Here is a 15,456-nt window from a genome sequence, read left to right as displayed (position 1 = left end):
CGTGGCCGACCTCGACACCCCGTGGGATCTCGTCGGGGAGCGCGTGCGGGCGTCGCGGATCGCGGCGGGGATCACCGTGCGCGAGCTGGCACGGCGGATCGGGCTGTCGGCCAGCCATGTGTCGCAGGTGGAGCGGGGCCTCGGGGCCTTCAGCGTCCCCGCCCTCTACGCCGTGGCGAGCGAACTCGGCGTGGCGATGAGCGATCTCCTCTCCGCGCCCGACGCGTCCGCCGCACCCCCTGCGCCCGAGGGCGCGCGCGACCTGGTGTCGGAGGGCATCGTGCAGCGGGCCGAGAACCACCCGACGATCAAGCTCAGTTCGGGTCCGCGGTGGAGCCGCCTCACGGCGGTGGGTGAGCCGGATGCGGAGTTCCTCGAGGTGATCTACGCTCCGGGCACGGCGGCGCCGCCTGAGCACATCCATCACGCAGGCCGCGAGTACGGCATCGTGCTGACCGGAACGCTCAGCGTGGAGGTGGCCGGGGCGACGGCGCAGCTGAGGCCCGGGGACTCGATCGTCTTCGAGTCGCGCCAGCCGCACCGGTTCTGGAACGACTCCGACACCGAGGTGCGGGCGATCTGGTTCGTGCGCGACCGTGACTCCGCCGGCCCTCTCCCGCACGGCTGATCCGCCTGTCGACTCGCCATCATGCGTGCGGTTTCGCCGTTTCAGGACCGATCTTGGCGAGTCGACGCACCGGCAGCCCGATCAGCGCGTGCGAGCGGGCTCGGCTTCAGCGAGCTGCAATCCCCGGTCTTCCTCGACATGCAGGTGCGTCGATTCACGCCGCACGCGCCGAACTGCGGTCCGATCTCTCGGACATCCACACCTTCCGCACTGTCGAGTCGCCACAAACCGTCCGGATTTCCGGCGAATCGCGACGGATTGTGGCGAGTCGACGGTTACGAACGGGCGCGAAGAAGACGGCGGATGCGGGCGATGAGCGCCGGGCGGTCGTCGAAGTCGCGCGCCGTCACCACGGTGACGCGGTATCCGAGCGACTCGAGCTCCGCCCGCCGCGACATATCGCGGCTCCATTGGTCCCGATCGCGGTGGTAGTCGCCGTCGTACTCGACGATCAGTCCTGCCTCCCGGTAGAGCATGTCGACGCGAGCGACGAACCGGCGGCCGTCGAAGATGTCGACGTTGCATTCCGGCGCCGGGAGACCGGCCTGGAGAAGAAGTACGCGCAGCTCGGACTCACGGGGCGACTCCGCGCGCGACGAGCTCCACTCCAGCGCCAGCGGCCGCTGGGCGGCACCCCGGCTCCGCCCGACTCGACGGTGCGCACGTTCGAGCGCGTCTCGCGTGCACAGCGGATCACGCCGATACAGGAGCCGATCGGTGACGGCGATGAGCTGGCCGAGTCCGAGTACGCCCGCCAACTCGCACCACGTCCGCTCGGGTGACGTGCAGCGCATGCCCCGCACCGAGACCACGTCCCCCGGCTCGACGACGAGAGCGCGGCCGCGCACACCGGGGCGTCGGATGCGGTTGTGTTCGAGGGGGACGCCGACGAGCGGCTCCGTCAATGCCCGCTCCTGAAGCGGCCCGGGAAGTGGCAGCCCGAGGACGATCCCGGCCGTCGCTCCGCACACGAAGGCGTGCCCCGGGAGCGCCGCCAAGAGCAGCCGAAGCCGCTCTTCGTCCTCGAGCGCCCGTGACGTGCGCGTGCCCCAGAAGGGAGACTCGAGGGCTCTCGAGCGCATCCGCCCCTCCGACAGCCCGAACGCCCGCCCGTCGGCGACGGTGAAGGCGGCGGGCAGGTCAGAAGGTGGCAGCATCCCGCCAGCGTGCGCTCGCGGCCTCGCCCGTGGCGGCGCCGGCGGGGTGCCTGTGCACTATCCCGTGGCATCCGCCCCTGGGGAGGAGAAGTCCCTCCGTCGAGTCGCCAACAACCGTTCGAATTTTCGCTGGAACGCGACGGATGCTGGCGACTCGACAGGAGGGGGGTCGGGAGGGGTCAGGCGACCCAGACGGTCTTGAGGTTGCAGAACTCGCGGATGCCCTCGGCCGAAAGCTCACGGCCGAAGCCCGAGCGCTTGATGCCGCCGAAGGGGAGCTCGGGGTACGAGATCGTCATGCCGTTGATGAAGACGGCGCCCGACTCGATGCCGCTGATCGCCGCATCGATCTCGGCCGCATCCGTGCTCCAGAACGCCGACCCCAGGCCGAAGTCGAGCACATTGGCGATCTGCAGGGCCTCGTCGAGGGACGAGACCTTGTAGAGGGATGCGACGGGGCCGAAGGCCTCCTCGGCGAACAGGCGCATGTCGGTCGTGATGCCGGCAACGACCGTGGGCGGGTAGAACCAGCCCTCGCCGCCCGGGCGCTCTCCGCCGGCGAGGATGTCGGCGCCCTTCGCCCGCGCGTCGTCGACGAGCTCGAGGATGTCGCGGAGGCCCGACTCGCTGGCGAGGGGTCCGATCTGCGTCGACTCGTCCGCGGGGTTCCCGAGCACGAGGGCCGACATCCGCTCGGCGAATCCCGCGGCGAAGGCGTCGTAGACGTCTTCGTGCACGATGAAGCGCTTGGCGTTGATGCAGGCCTGACCGTTGTTCGACGTGCGGGCCGAGACCGCCGTGGCGATCGCACCGTCGAGATCCGCGGAGGGCATGACGACGAAGGGGTCGGAGCCGCCGAGTTCGAGCACGACCTTCTTCAGCACATCGCCCGCGGTGCGGCCCACGGCGCGGCCGGCGCCCTCGGATCCGGTCAGTGTCACCGCGGCGATGCGCGGGTCGCGGACGACCGCTTCGACACGGGAGGAGCCGACCAGGAGGGTGGCGAACGCGCCCTCGGGGAACCCCGCACGCGTGAACAGCTCACCGAGGTACAGCGCCGAGCGCGGCACGATCGAGGCGTGCTTGAGCAGCCCGGTGTTTCCGGCCATGAGCGCGGGCGCGGCGAAGCGCACGACCTGCCAGATCGGATAGTTCCACGGCATCACGGCCAGCACGACGCCGAGCGGCTCGTACCGCGCGCCGGCCGCGGATGCTCCCACGACGCCCGGGTTCTCCAGCCACCGCGGGGCGAGGAACTCCTCCGCGTGATCGGCGTAGTACCGCATCCCCCGCGCCGACTTCGCCACCTCTCCGCGAGACTGCGCGATGGGCTTTCCCATCTCCGCGGTGATCGCGGCGGCGACCTCCTCGGCCTCGGATTCGAGCAGGTCGGCGGCGGCCCGCATCCAGGTGGCCCGCGCCTCCCAGCCGGCCTCGGCGAGCGCGGGAACGGCGGCCGATGCGGCGGCGAGCTTCGCCTCGACGGCGTCGTCGTCGTCCTCCTCGAAGATGCCGAGTTCGGCTCCTGTGGCGGGGTTGACACTGCGGATGGTGGGCACGGCGGCGCCTCTCAGAATGCGGTGGGGGAAGGGGGTGGGAAAGCTCAGATGAGGATGCTGAGCGGATTCTCGATGCGGCGCTGGAACGCGGCGAGCCACTCGGCGGCGATGGCACCGTCGAGGACGCGGTGATCGGCCGAGAGTGTCACGGTCATCACCGAGCCCACGGTCAGCTCGCCGTCGGATCCGACGACCGGCATCGGGCGCGCGGCGCCCACGGCGAGGATGCCGGACTGCGGCGGGTTCAGGATGGCGCTGAACTGCGCCGTCCCGTACATGCCCAGGTTCGACACCGAGAAGCTCCCGCCCTCCAGCTCATGCTGGCGGAGGCGGCCCGCACGAGCACGCTCGGCGAGGTCGGCGACGGTGGCGCTGATCTGCGACAGCGGCAGCCGCTCCACGCCCCGGATGACCGGTGTCGTGAGTCCGCCCTCGGTGGCGACGGCGACGGCCAGGTCGACGCCGGTGAAGTGGCGGATGCTGTCGTCATTCCAGATCGCGTTGGCGGCGGGAACATCGACGAGAGCGGCAGCGACGGCCTTCAGCACGAAGTCGTTGACGGAGATCTTGCGCGGCGCCGACTCGTTGACGCTCTTGCGAAGCTCCAGGAGCGCATCCACGCGGCAGTCCGCGACGAGATAGAAGTGCGGGACCGTCGACTTGCTCTCGGTGAGACGCCGCGCGATGGTGCGCCGCATCCGATCGACCGGCACGTCTTCGTAGGTCGCGGCTCCCTCGGCGGACGAGGCGGGCGCCTTGGGGGCGGCCGGAGCTGCAGGCGCCTGGGCGGTGGGCTCGGCGGCGGCCGTCTCGGCCGGAGCCTTCGCGAGGTGGCGCTCGAGGTCGCGCCGGACGATCCGTCCGTGCGGTCCGGTGCCGGAGATGTCGGCGAGGGGCACACCCTTCTCCGCCGCGAGGCGCCGAACGAGCGGGCTGGCGAACAGTCGCTCGCCGGAGGCTCCCGCGTCGTCTTCGGTGTCCGCGGATGCGGGATCCGCTCCGGTGCGCACTCCGGATCCGTCCATCGGGTCGGGCTCCGGGTCGCCGGGGGCTTCCTCGGCCGGGGGCTGGGCTGCGGTGCCCGCCGACGATGATCCGCTCGGCGCGCGCTCGGCGGCGGGAGCGGGATCTGCGGCGGCGACGCCGGCGGCGCGCAAGGCGTCGTCGATCGCGTCGGCTCCTTCACCCTCGGCGACGAGCACGATGATGGCGTCGCCGACGGCGACATTGTCGCCCGCCGGAACGAGGAGGCGCCCGACCGTGCCGGCCGCTTCCGCGGACAGCTCGACGGTCGCCTTGTCGGTCTCGATCTCGGCGAGGGTCTGGCCCACCGCGACGGTGGCGCCTTCCTCGACGAGCCAGGACTGGATGGCGGCTTCGGTGGCGCCGGCCATCACTTCGGGCATGCGAATGATCTCAGCCATGTCAGGCTCCGAATCCGGCGCGGACGGCCTCGAGGGCGGCGACCACTTCTTCAGTGCGGGCGATGGCGGCGCGCTCCAGCACCCGGGAGATGCTGGGGGATGCTTCGCCGCCGGTCACCCGCGCGATGGGCTGGTCGAGGTAGTCGAAGTAGCGACGCTGGATCTCGTCGGCGAGCCATCCGCCGTACGACGTCCCCTGTGCGCCCTGTTCGACGATGAGCACCGCGTTGGTCTTGCGGATGCTCTCGCCGAGAGTGTCCCAGTCGATCGACGCGCGGTCGAGCCAGCGCAGGTCGATGAGCTCGGCGTCGATGCCCGTCTGCTCGATCGCCTCGGCGGCGTGGTCGACCATCGAGAGGTAGCTGATCACGGTGACCTCCGCGCCCTCGCGGACGACGGCGGCGCTTCCCGGCGGGATGATGTAGTCGAGGTCTCCCTCGGGCACCTCATCGGCCTTGCCGTACAGATCGACGTGCTCGATGACGAGCACCGGGTCCTGCAGGGCGAGCGCGGCGTTCATGAGACCGACGTAGTCGCGGGCGTTGGATGCGGCGACGATGCGCCATCCGGGGCTGGTGGCGAAGATGCCGGCGGGGTCCATGAGGTGCTGCGAGCCGTAGCCCGAACCCATCGCGATCTTGGTGCGGAGCACGAGCGGCACGGGGTTCTCCCCGCCGAACATGTGGCGCGCCTTGCCGATCTGGTTGAACACCTGGTCGGCGGCCACCCACATGAAGTCGGGGTACATGAACTCCACGACCGGGCGGAACCGGCCGTCCAGTGCCAGTCCGCCGCCGAGACCGACGAACGCGTTCTCGCTGATCGGCGTTCCCATCACGCGGTCGGGACCGTACTTCTTCGCCAGCCCCTTGGTCGCGCCGTTCGTGCCGCCGTTGAGCTTGTGGACGTCTTCGCCCATGACGACGATGCGCGGGTCTTCCTCCATGCGGCGGTCCATGACCTCGGCCACCGCGTCGACGAACTTCACGGGGCGGGTAGCGGCGCCGGCCTCGAGGCGGGGGAGACCCTCCAGCTCGCTGGCATCGCCGCGCACGCCGACGTTGACGAAGGTCGTCTCGGGCCACAGCTCGGGACGGATGCGGCGCTTGCCGGGGCGGTCGGGGTCGGCCTCCACGAGGGCGTTCACGGCGGCGGTCATGGCCTCCTGGACGCGCGTGCGCAGCGCTGCGACAGCCTCGTCGTCGATCAGGCCGCGGTCGCGCATGCGACTCGCGGTCAGGTCGAGCGGGTCGCGGGCACGCCAGGACGCTTCTTCTTCCTTCGTGCGGTAGCCGAAGGCGCTGCCGGGGTAGGGGCCGTTCTGGTGGAAGAAGCGGTAGACCTCTGCCTCGATGACGGCGGGGCCTTCGCCCGACCGCATCCGCTCGGCTGCCTCCTGCGTGGCGAGGTACACCGCGAGCGGGTCCATGCCGTCCACGCGCCAGGAGGGGATGTGGAAGCCCTGCCCGCGGACGGAGAACCGCGTGTCCGCGGTGATCTCGTCGGCGCGCGTGGACACCCCGTACATGTTGTTCTCGATGAAGAAGGCCACCGGCAGCTTCCAGGTCGCCGCGAGGTTCATCGACTCCAGAACCGACCCGATCTGCGCGGCGCCGTCGCCGAAGTAGTTGATCGTGAGGTCGGTGTCGGTCGCACTGCTGTGCTTCTGCGCCCAGGCATTGCCTGCCGCCATGGGAGCGCCGCCGCCGACGATCGCGTTCGTGCCGAGAGCGCCGGCTTCGAACCACTGCAGGTGCATCGAGCCGCCGCGGCCCCGGCAGTAGCCCTGGGCCAGACCGAGGATCTCGGCGAGCGTGCGCTGGAGCACGGTCTGGATGTCGTCGTCCACGGGGTTCGCCGGGTCGATGGTGCCGCCGCTGACGTGCGTGAGTGCCTTCGCGAGGAACTGGTGGTGCCCGCGGTGCGAGCCGTTCACGCCGTCGCTGGAGCGGAGCCCGACGATGGAGCCGACGGCGCCACCTTCCTGCCCGATGCTGGAGTGAGCCGGGCCGTGCACGAGGCCTTCGCCGGCCAGTTCGAGCACCGACTCCTCGAACGCACGGATCAGGTGCAACTGGCTGAGCATCGTGCCCAGCAGTGCGGGGTCCGCTGCGTTCCAGTCGTCCTTGGTCGTGGAGAGTTCGATCCAGTCCACGCCGGTCGAAAGTTTCTTGCGCTCAGGCATCTTCGCCTCATCCCATCCCGCGGCCCATGTGGCCGGTCCGCTTCTTCGAGAGTAAGGGAGGATTTGATCCAATTCAAGGGGTGAGCCGAGAACAGTTCGCGAGAACTCTGGGCAGATGGCGCACAAATGGATACGATGTGGTCACCAGTCGACGAGGAGGTCGCGTATGACTCAGGACAACAGCCCCGGAATCCCGGGCCTGCGAGGATCGGATCACATCGGCATCACGGTGCCCGACCTCGACGAGGCGCACACTTTCCTCGTCGACGTCCTCGGAGCCGAGTACATCTACACCCTCGGTCAGAAGAGCGCCGAGGACGATTGGATGCAGGTCCAGCTCGGCGTGCATCCGCGCACCGTCATTCGCGAGATCCGCTTCTACCGCCTCGCGACCGGTGTGAACATCGAGACGTTCCTTTACGACTCCGCCGATGGGCAGAACCCGCAGCCGCGCAACAGCGACATCGGCGGGTACCATCTGGCCTTGTACGTCGATGACATGGATGCCGCGGTCGAGTATCTGCGCGCATCCGGTGTCGAGGTGATGGGGGAGCCGGTGGCCAGCGCGCAGGCGGCTCTCGGGCAGCGGTGGGTGTACTTCCGCGCTCCGTGGGGGCTGCAGTTCGAGCTCGTCAGCTATCCCGGCGGCAAGGCGTACGAGGCGGACGCGCCGCGTCTGCTGTGGAAGCCCACCGACCCGACTGCGTGAGAGGACCCGTGATGGCTGCTCCGCGTGCGGGCGTGCACGGCGCCACCGGCGCCCGGATCGCCGCGACCCTGCGCGACGCCATCCTCGACGGCGAGTACGCCCCGGGCGAGCGCATTCGTCAGGACGACCTCGCCGAGCGTCACGGTGCGAGCCGGCTCCCCGTGCGCGAGGCGTTGCGGATGCTGGAGGCCGAGGGTCTCGTCACCCTCGTCGCCAACACCGGGGCGTGGGTCTCCACGCTCGGCGCCGGAGAATGCCAGGAGCTGTACCTCGTCCGCGAGCGGCTCGAGCCGCTGCTGCTGAAGATGAACGTCGAGCTGGTCACCGACGACGAGATAGAGCGGCTCCAGCTGCTCGCCGATCGCATGGAGGAATCCGCCGACGTCGAGGAGTTCCTGGCGCTGGACCGCGAATTCCACCTCCTGGGAATCGACCACGTCGACACCAGCGTGCTGACCGACCTCGTCAAGAGCCTGTGGAACCGCACGCAGCACTACCGGCGCGCCGCGACGCGGCTGTTCTGGAGTGAAGGCGACCGCGGCGTGCACCACGACCACCAGCTGCTGGTGGGCGCGCTCCGTCGGCGTGACGCCGACGACGCCGAGATGCTGTTGGCGCAGCACATCCGCCGCAGCCGCCTCGAACTGACGCGGCATCCCGAGGTCTTCGACCTTCCCGCATAGCGGTGCCGTGCGCGGCCCCGCGCACCGATGCCAGAGGCCCAGGTCGCGTGGTGACCTGGGCCTCTGGCATCGGGTTTCAGGCGATCAGGTGTCGATCGCCCTCCCCGCGGAGGTGCGCCCGGTTGGGCGCGTCGGTATTACTTGGTGGTCGCCTTGGCAGCCTTCTCGATCGTCTTCGCGGTCTCCTTGGCGTGCGAGATGAACGCGACGTGCGATCCCTTGACCTCGGAGGTCTGGGCTCCGATGTTCTCGGCGAAGTAGCGCTGGGCGACGGGGGAGACGGCCTTGTCCTGCGTGGAGACCTGGTACCAGCTCGGGATGGTCTTCCACGCCGGCTCGCCGGACTTCTCGGTCATGCTCAGGGACGCGGCGGGACGCTGAGTGACGGCCATGCGTGCGGCGTCCTTCTTGGGCAGGTCGGCGGCGAAGATGTCACGGAACCGCGTCGTGTTGATGAGCGACTCGGTGTCGCCGCCGGCGATCGGACGCGAAACGAGGTCCTTTGCCGGGTCCGCCACGCCGCCCGGGTACTTCACGGGGTCGAGGAAGTCGATGACGGCGTCTCCGGCGTCGGGCGCGATCGCGGCGATGTAGACGAGGGCCTTCACGTGCTCGTTGCCGGTCGCGGCGTTGGTGATGACCGCGCCCCCGTACGAGTGGCCGACGAGGACCACGTCGCCCGGGATGGACTCCAGGACGCTGCGGAGGTACGCGCTGTCGGAGGAGAGGCTGCGGAGGGGGTTGGCGACGGCTTGGACGGGGTAACCGTCGCGCTGGAGCTCGTCGATGACGTTGTTCCAGCCGCTGCTGTCGGCGAAGGCGCCGTGAACCAGGACGACGGTCGGCTTGGCGGTCGGCTTGGCGTTCGACGCCGGCTCCGCAGCGCTGGCGGCGCCGGCTCCGACGCCCACGGCCAGGGCCGCGGTCAGTGCGACGGCGGCTGCGGCGGCAAGCCGGCGGCCGGAGAACGAATGGGTCTTCATGGGGGATGTTCCTTCCTTGTCCTGCTCATCAGGTAGACGAACTAGTACCCCTACAATAGGGAGGACAACGGCGCGTCGCAAGCCCAAACTCCTGATTGGGGGAGATGCGCCCACGAAGGCAGCGTCGACGCCGTCGCGGGCGGTGCGACGGCGCCACGACGATGCGCGCGGGTCGCGCCAGCGCCGGAGCACCAAGCGGACGCCTGCACTCCGGGAGAGGGCCCGGCGTATTGCCGGGGACGCGGAGGTCAGCGGGTGAGGAGGAGGGCGTCGCCCTGGCCGCCGCCACCGCAGAGGGCGACGGCAGCCGTGCCGGAGCCGCGGCGGATGAGTTCGTGCACCGCGTGCACGACGAGACGATTGCCGGATGCTCCGATCGGGTGGCCGATCGCGATGCCGCCGCCGTGGACGTTCACGACGTCGTCCGACAGCCCCAGTTCTGCCTGCGAGCGGGCCACGACCGCGCCGAACGCCTCATTGATCTCGACGAACGCCAGGTCGGACGGCGCGATCCCCGCCCGCTCGCACGCCTGCGCGATCGCGCGTGCGGGTTGCTCGTGGAGGGAGTTGTCGGGTCCGGCGACCTGCCCGGTCGCGCCGACGACGGCCAGCACCTCCCATCCGTTCTCATCCGCGTGAGAGCGGGAGGTGACGACGACCGCCGACGCTCCGTCGGAGATCTGCGAGGAGTTCCCCGCGGTGATCGTGCCGCCCTCGGCGAAGGCCGGGCGCAGGCGGGAGAGAGTCTCCACCGTCGTATCGGGGCGCACGCCCTCGTCAGTGGTCACCACGACCGGCGCGCCCCTCCGCTGCGGGACCTCCACCGGCACGATCTCGGCGTCGAAGATCCCCGCCGCCTGGGCGGCTGCGACCCGCTGGTGCGAGCGGGCGGCGACGGCATCCTGCGCTTCGCGCGAGACGTCGAACCGCGCGTTGGCCCGTTCGGTCGACGCGCCCATGCTCTCGTGGTCGTACGCGTCGGTGAGTCCGTCGTACGCCATGTGGTCCAGCGCCTCGACCGAGCCGTAGGTCCACCCCTCCCTCGATCCCATCAGCAGGTGCGGCGCCCGCGTCATGGACTCCATGCCGGCGGCGACCACGACCCGCGCGTCGCCGGTGCGGATCATCCGCGCCGCGTCGATGATCGCGGTCAGCCCCGACAGGCACACCTTGTTCACCGCGGAGGCGTGCACCTCCCACGGGAGGCCCGCCGCGACGGCGGCCTGACGGGCCGGGTTCTGGCCCGCGCCGGCCTGCAGCACCTGCCCGACGAGCACCGCATCCACCGCGTCGGCGGGGATGCCGCCCTGTTCGAGCGCGCCGCGGATGGCGATCCCGCCCAGCTGCGTGGCGGTGAGCGCCGCCAGCTGGCCCTTCAAGCGGCCCTGCGGGGTGCGCGCCGCGGCCACGAGGACGATGTCGTCGGGAATCATCATTTCTGCTCCTGGGGGATGCGGACAAGCAACGGCGGTTCGGTGGCCGCCACAACATCTTCCACGCTCACGCCGGGTGCCGTCTCCACGAGGACGAGCCCCTCCGGGGTGACGTCGAGAACGGCGAGGTCGGTGATGATGCGGTCGACCACGCCCTTGCCGGTGAGCGGCAGGCTGCACGCATCCACGATCTTGGGCGAACCGTCTTTGGCGACGTGTTCCATGAGCACGATGACGCGGGCGGCGCCGTGCACGAGGTCCATCGCGCCGCCGGGGCCCTTCACCATCTTCCCGGGGATCATCCAGTTCGCGAGATCCCCGTCCCGCGACACCTGCATCGCACCGAGGATGGCCGCGTCGATCTTGCCCCCGCGGATCATGCCGAAGCTGAGTGCGGAGTCGAAGAAGGCCGTGCCCGGGAGGGTCGTCACCGTCTCCTTCCCGGCGTTGATGAGGTCGGGATCGACGGCATCCTCGGGAGGGTACGGGCCGACGCCGAGGATCCCGTTCTCCGACTGCAGCACCACCGTCACCCCGTCCGGCACGTAGTTCGGCACCAGCGTCGGAAGTCCGATGCCGAGGTTGACGTACGAGCCATCCGTGAGTTCACGCGCGGCGCGGGCGGCCATCTCCTGTCGGGTCAGCGCCATGTCACTTCCCTTCCGCGCGGACGGTGCGTCGCTCGATGCGTTTTTCGATGTCGGAGCCGACTCCCACGATGCGGTGCACGTAGACGCCGGGCAGGTGGATGCTGTCGGGCTCGAGCTCGCCGGGTTCGACGAGCTCTTCGACCTGGGCGATGCACACGCGGCCGGCCATGGCGGCGAGGGGGTTGAAGTTCCGCGCGGCCTTGTTGAACACGAGGTTGCCGTGGCGGTCGCCGCGGAGAGCGTGCACGAGCGCGAAGTCGGTGACGATCGCCTCCTCGAGGACGAACTCGCGCGGTCGCCCACCGAGGTCGAACGTGCGCACGTCCTTGACGGGCGAGGCGATCGCCACCCCGCCGGCGCCGTCGTACTTGCGGGGGAGGCCGCCTTCGGCCACCTGGGTGCCCACGCCGGTCTGGGTGTAGAACGCGGCGATGCCCGACCCGCCGGCGCGCAGTTTCTCGGCCAGGGTCCCCTGCGGGGTGAGCTCCAGCTCGAGTTCGCCGGAGAGGAACTGCCGTTCGAACTCCTTGTTCTCCCCGACGTAGGACGACGTCATCTTGCGGATGCGCTGAGCATTCAGGAGGATCCCGAGGCCCCAATCATCCACGCCGCAGTTGTTCGACACGATCGACAGGTCTCTCGTCCCCTGCGCCAGCAGGGCCTCGATGAGGGCGATGGGGTTGCCCGAAAGGCCGAAGCCCCCGACGGCGAGGGAAGCTCCGTCCGGGATGTCGGCGACGGCCTCGGCAGCCGAGGCCCACGTCTTGTCGATCACGTGGCACTCCTTCGTGTTCCCGGCGCAGCGATGCGCCGTCCTCCCATCCTGCGCGGCGTGCACGTTGCGGGCGACGTGTCGTGTTGCGATGTGGATGCCGTCGGTCGTAACGTCCATATGGTGGACGCATCCTCGGACCGTGGGGCGGTACCCGGCGCGCAGGCCATCGCTCGGGCCGCGCACCTGCTGCGCCTCGTGACGGCGGCCGGGGTCGAGGGAGCAGCGATCGGCACCCTCGCCGCGCGGGCCGACCTCACGCGGCCGACGGTGCACCGGTTGCTCACGGCGCTCCGCCGGGAGGGTCTGGTCGACCGGGACGACGCTACGGGACGGTGGATGCCGGGACCCGAGCTGTACCTCATGGGAACCGTCGCCGCATCCCGCTACGACATCACGCCGACCGCGCGCGACATCGTCCGCTCGCTGGCCGTGCGGACCGAGGAGAGCGCCTTCCTCTCCGTCCGCCGGGGGGACGAGACGGTGTGCCTCCTGCGCGAGGAGGGAAGCTTCCCGATCCGCTCGTTCGTGCTCGCGGAAGGGGTGCGCTTCCCGCTGGGCGTCGCATCCGCGGGCCTGGCGATCCTCGCCTTCCTCCCGCCCCACGATGTGGACGCCTACTTCGACCGGCACCCGGAGCTGGGGGACGCCTGGGGTGCACCGCACGGCGAGAAGCGTCTGCGCGCGCGGCTGCGGGAAACGCACGAACGGGGCTATGCGGTCAACCCCGGGCTCATCGTCGAGGGAAGCTGGGGGATGGGCGCCGCCGTGTTCAACCGGGAGGGCGAGCCGCAGTGGGCGCTGAGCCTCACAGGCGTGCAGTTCCGGTTCGGACCGGATCGTCTTGCCGAACTCGGGCGCACGCTCCTGGCCCACGCGCACCAGCTGACGACGCGCGTCGCGCAGCGCTGATCCTCGGTCCCCGGGTTCGTCACGGTGAGCGCAACCATGCGTAGGTGATCTCCGGACGGCCGGGCGCTCCGTAACGGGGCACCCGCGCGACCCGTCCGCTGTCCACGAGATGCTCCAGGTAGCGGCGCGCGGTGACCCGCGACATCCCTTCCGCTTCGGCGACCTCGGTCGAGGACAGCGGCGCCGCCGCTTCGCGGACGCGAGCGCCCACTGCCGTGAGGGTCTCCTCGGACAGGCCCTTCGGTAGTGGGGGAGGTGTGGCACGCAGCGCTCCCAGCAGCGCATCGACCTCCGACTGCGACGCCACGCCCTCGGCCTGGGTCATTCCGTCGACATACGCGCGGTACGACTCCAGGCGCTCGCGGAAGGCCGCGAAGGTGAAGGGCTTGATGAGGTAGTGCACCACCCCGGTGGAGACAGCCGCGCGCACGGTCGAAGCTTCCCGCTCCGCGGTCACCGCGATGATGTCCACCTGGGCGCCGTGCGCACGGGCCCGACGGGCGACGCCGAGGCCTCCGCCGTCGGGGAGCGTCAGGTCCAGCAGCACGAGGTCGATCCGGCGATCGGGATCGATGAGCGCGGGAAGAGCCGCGCGGGCACTGGAGGCGAGGCCGGCGACCTCGAACCCGTCCACTCGCGCGAGATAGGCCGCGTGCAGCTCGAGAGCGAGGGCGTCGTCGTCGACGATGAGCACGCGGATCATGCCGGTGCTCCCGGAAGCCGTACCTGCACACAGGTCGGCGGGCCCGAGATGCGCACGGAGCCCGCATGCAAGGCCACGATGTCGTGAACGAGGGCGAGGCCCACCCCGCGAGGCGCGGTGGCTGCGGCCGGCTTCGTCGTCGCGCCGAACGCGAACGGGTCGGAGAGCTCGGCTGGGAAGCCCTGACCGCTGTCCGTCACGGTGACCTCGGTCTCCTCGCCCACCTGGTGCATGCCGACCCGCACCCACCGGCCCTCGGCACCGGCGGACGCGGCGTCCAGGGCGTTGTCGACGAGGTTGCCGAGAACCGTCACCGCATCAGCAGGCGGCATCGCCACGATCGGCGGCGGATCGGAGATGTCGATCTCCATCGAGACCCCGCGCTCCGCGGCCTCGTCCAGTTTGGCCAGCAGGAGAGCGGCGATGACGGAGTCGCCGGTGTGGCCGACGAGGCGATCGGCCAGTCCCTGCCGATGGTCGGCGGACTCGGTGAGCAGCGCGCGGGCGTCCTCCACGCGATCCAGTTCGAGCAGGGCAAGGAGGGTGTGCAGCCGATTGCCATGCTCATGCGTTTGGGACCGGAGGGTCTCGGTCAGCGTCTGCACGCTGGCCAGCTCTCCTAGGAGCGCCTGCAATTCCGACCGGTCGCGCAGCGTCATCACGTGGCCCCGCTGCGGGGCACGTCGCCCCCGCAGATCGCGCGCCTCCTCCTGGTTGACGAGGAGGACACGGTCGCCCGTCATGACGGTCTCCTCGACCATGCGGCGCCCTTCCCGAAGCGCATCGCGAAGTTCCGCGGCGATCCCCGCCTCCTCCGGATCGAGCGTCACCAGTCCGCTGCGCGCCGGCGGAAGACCGAGGAGGTCGGCCGCCTCGTCATTGTAGAGACGGATGCGGCCCTCGCCGTCGGTGACGACGAGACCCTCCCGGATCGAGTGCAGCACGGTCTCGTAGTTCTCCACCATGCGCGTCAACTCGTCCGGCGTCAGTTCGCCCGCGACTCGTCGCGCAGACCGCCGCACGAAGACGGCGCCGAGGAGCCCGAGCCCGACGATCACGCCGGTCACCACGGCGATGAGCGGAACCCGTGGGGCAAGCTGCGCCTGAACGGAATCGAGGGTCTCGCCGACCGACACCAATCCCACCATCTCCCCGCTGTCCTGGATCGGCGCGATCGTGCGCACCGACGGACCGAGGGTGCCCTCGTACACTTCGGTGAACGTGCGGCCGGCGAGGGCGGGCGCGGTCGACCCGAGGTAGGGTTCCCCGATCTCCTCGGGGTTGCGGTGGGTCAACCGGATGCCGTCGGTGGTCATGACCGTGACGAACGAGACATCGGCGTCGGCCATCACCTGTTCGGCGATGCGCTGGAGGCCGGCAGAATCGCCGTCCGCGGTGAGGTCGGCCACGGCGGGTTCGTGGGCGAGCGTCTCGGCCACGGAGCGTGTCACGGCCTCGGCCTCGCGCTGTCCGGAATCGGCCAGTTGGAGGCCGAGGACGATCGAGAGCACCGCGCCGGTGGCCACGGCCGTCCCGAGCGCGACCAGCGCCAGCCGGCCTCCCACGGTGAGTCTCACAACCTCATCCTCCCGCGCCGCTTCGTCGCGCGCCGTGAACAATACGACCACAACTGGCCGCTGCACGCGGGCTGGTTCACA

Annotated in this window: 14 protein-coding genes; 4 read left to right on the top strand and 10 right to left on the bottom strand. The window is 70.3% G+C overall.

The window, feature by feature from the left end; translation table 11 throughout:
• Position 1: 1 nt before the first annotated feature.
• Complete coding sequence (locus AC4FS2_RS12035) at positions 2 to 628, top strand: helix-turn-helix domain-containing protein (RefSeq protein ID WP_491156620.1); 627 nt, start codon at positions 2 to 4, stop codon at positions 626 to 628.
• Between the two features lie 275 nt (positions 629 to 903).
• On the opposite strand, the gene AC4FS2_RS12030 is transcribed toward AC4FS2_RS12035, so the two are convergent.
• From AC4FS2_RS12030 to AC4FS2_RS12015, 4 genes are all read right to left on the bottom strand, one after another.
• Positions 904 to 1,785: an endonuclease domain-containing protein gene (locus AC4FS2_RS12030; protein WP_491156621.1), complete on the bottom strand. Its 882-nt coding sequence runs from the start codon at positions 1,783 to 1,785 to the stop codon at positions 904 to 906.
• Positions 1,786 to 1,964: 179 nt separating this feature from the next.
• Positions 1,965 to 3,344 (bottom strand): aldehyde dehydrogenase family protein, encoded by a 1,380-nt coding sequence (locus AC4FS2_RS12025; protein WP_491156622.1) that lies wholly within the window; start codon positions 3,342 to 3,344, stop codon positions 1,965 to 1,967.
• A 44-nt stretch (positions 3,345 to 3,388) separates the two neighbouring features.
• Entirely contained in the window at positions 3,389 to 4,768 is a 1,380-nt protein-coding gene (locus AC4FS2_RS12020) for a dihydrolipoamide acetyltransferase family protein (RefSeq protein WP_491156623.1), read from the bottom strand.
• Position 4,769: 1 nt separating this feature from the next.
• Complete coding sequence (locus tag AC4FS2_RS12015) at positions 4,770 to 6,953, bottom strand: alpha-ketoacid dehydrogenase subunit alpha/beta (RefSeq protein ID WP_491156624.1); 2,184 nt, start codon at positions 6,951 to 6,953, stop codon at positions 4,770 to 4,772.
• Positions 6,954 to 7,119: 166 nt separating this feature from the next.
• Between AC4FS2_RS12015 and AC4FS2_RS12010 the strand changes: the two genes are divergently transcribed.
• A complete protein-coding gene (locus AC4FS2_RS12010) occupies positions 7,120 to 7,662 on the top strand; it encodes a VOC family protein (RefSeq protein WP_491156625.1) in 543 nt (180 codons plus the stop codon).
• Positions 7,663 to 7,673: 11 nt separating this feature from the next.
• Entirely contained in the window at positions 7,674 to 8,345 is a 672-nt protein-coding gene (locus AC4FS2_RS12005) for a GntR family transcriptional regulator (protein WP_491156626.1), read from the top strand.
• A 137-nt stretch (positions 8,346 to 8,482) separates the two neighbouring features.
• Here the strand turns inward: AC4FS2_RS12005 and AC4FS2_RS12000 are convergent, their stop codons facing one another.
• The 4 genes from AC4FS2_RS12000 to AC4FS2_RS11985 form a co-directional block, all read right to left on the bottom strand.
• Positions 8,483 to 9,328 carry an alpha/beta hydrolase gene (locus AC4FS2_RS12000; protein WP_491156627.1) on the bottom strand — a complete coding sequence of 282 codons (846 nt, stop codon included), beginning with the start codon at positions 9,326 to 9,328 and terminating at the stop codon, positions 8,483 to 8,485.
• Positions 9,329 to 9,576: 248 nt separating this feature from the next.
• Positions 9,577 to 10,761 (bottom strand): acetyl-CoA C-acetyltransferase, encoded by a 1,185-nt coding sequence (locus tag AC4FS2_RS11995; RefSeq protein WP_491156782.1) that lies wholly within the window; start codon positions 10,759 to 10,761, stop codon positions 9,577 to 9,579.
• The gene (locus tag AC4FS2_RS11990; RefSeq protein ID WP_491156628.1) at positions 10,761 to 11,411 is read right to left on the bottom strand and encodes a CoA transferase subunit B; all 651 of its coding nucleotides are present in this window, start codon (positions 11,409 to 11,411) and stop codon (positions 10,761 to 10,763) included. The genes AC4FS2_RS11995 and AC4FS2_RS11990 overlap by 1 nt, the downstream gene beginning before the upstream one ends.
• 1 nt (position 11,412) lies before the next feature.
• Positions 11,413 to 12,186: a CoA transferase subunit A gene (locus AC4FS2_RS11985; RefSeq protein ID WP_491156783.1), complete on the bottom strand. Its 774-nt coding sequence runs from the start codon at positions 12,184 to 12,186 to the stop codon at positions 11,413 to 11,415.
• Between the two features lie 117 nt (positions 12,187 to 12,303).
• On the opposite strand from AC4FS2_RS11985, the gene AC4FS2_RS11980 reads away from it, so the two are divergent.
• Positions 12,304 to 13,095 (top strand): IclR family transcriptional regulator, encoded by a 792-nt coding sequence (locus AC4FS2_RS11980; protein ID WP_491156629.1) that lies wholly within the window; start codon positions 12,304 to 12,306, stop codon positions 13,093 to 13,095.
• A 19-nt stretch (positions 13,096 to 13,114) separates the two neighbouring features.
• On the opposite strand, the gene AC4FS2_RS11975 is transcribed toward AC4FS2_RS11980, so the two are convergent.
• Together AC4FS2_RS11975 and AC4FS2_RS11970 are read right to left on the bottom strand one after the other, a co-directional pair.
• Entirely contained in the window at positions 13,115 to 13,798 is a 684-nt protein-coding gene (locus AC4FS2_RS11975) for a response regulator (RefSeq protein WP_491156630.1), read from the bottom strand.
• Positions 13,795 to 15,375 (bottom strand): sensor histidine kinase, encoded by a 1,581-nt coding sequence (locus tag AC4FS2_RS11970; protein WP_491177258.1) that lies wholly within the window; start codon positions 15,373 to 15,375, stop codon positions 13,795 to 13,797. The genes AC4FS2_RS11975 and AC4FS2_RS11970 overlap by 4 nt, the downstream gene beginning before the upstream one ends.
• Positions 15,376 to 15,456: the final 81 nt, after the last annotated feature.

The sequence above is a fragment of the Microbacterium sp. Z10_103 genome (assembly GCF_058310455.1).
This window is presented reverse-complemented; position numbering and strand designations above follow the sequence as displayed.

Bases quoted from the DNA above. Each gene is read 5' to 3' on its own strand.
- AC4FS2_RS12030 (WP_491156621.1), bottom strand. From the start codon at position 1,785: ATGCTGCCACCTTCTGACCTGCCCGCCGCCTTCACCGTCGCCGACGGG.
- AC4FS2_RS12020 (WP_491156623.1), bottom strand. From the start codon at position 4,768: ATGGCTGAGATCATTCGCATGCCCGAAGTGATGGCCGGCGCCACCGAA.
- AC4FS2_RS12015 (WP_491156624.1), bottom strand. From the start codon at position 6,953: ATGCCTGAGCGCAAGAAACTTTCGACCGGCGTGGACTGGATCGAACTC.
- AC4FS2_RS12010 (WP_491156625.1), top strand. From the start codon at position 7,120: ATGACTCAGGACAACAGCCCCGGAATCCCGGGCCTGCGAGGATCGGAT.
- AC4FS2_RS12005 (WP_491156626.1), top strand. From the start codon at position 7,674: ATGGCTGCTCCGCGTGCGGGCGTGCACGGCGCCACCGGCGCCCGGATC.
- AC4FS2_RS12000 (WP_491156627.1), bottom strand. From the start codon at position 9,328: ATGAAGACCCATTCGTTCTCCGGCCGCCGGCTTGCCGCCGCAGCCGCC.
- AC4FS2_RS11995 (WP_491156782.1), bottom strand. From the start codon at position 10,761: ATGATTCCCGACGACATCGTCCTCGTGGCCGCGGCGCGCACCCCGCAG.
- AC4FS2_RS11990 (WP_491156628.1), bottom strand. From the start codon at position 11,411: ATGGCGCTGACCCGACAGGAGATGGCCGCCCGCGCCGCGCGTGAACTC.
- AC4FS2_RS11980 (WP_491156629.1), top strand. From the start codon at position 12,304: ATGGTGGACGCATCCTCGGACCGTGGGGCGGTACCCGGCGCGCAGGCC.
- AC4FS2_RS11975 (WP_491156630.1), bottom strand. From the start codon at position 13,798: ATGATCCGCGTGCTCATCGTCGACGACGACGCCCTCGCTCTCGAGCTG.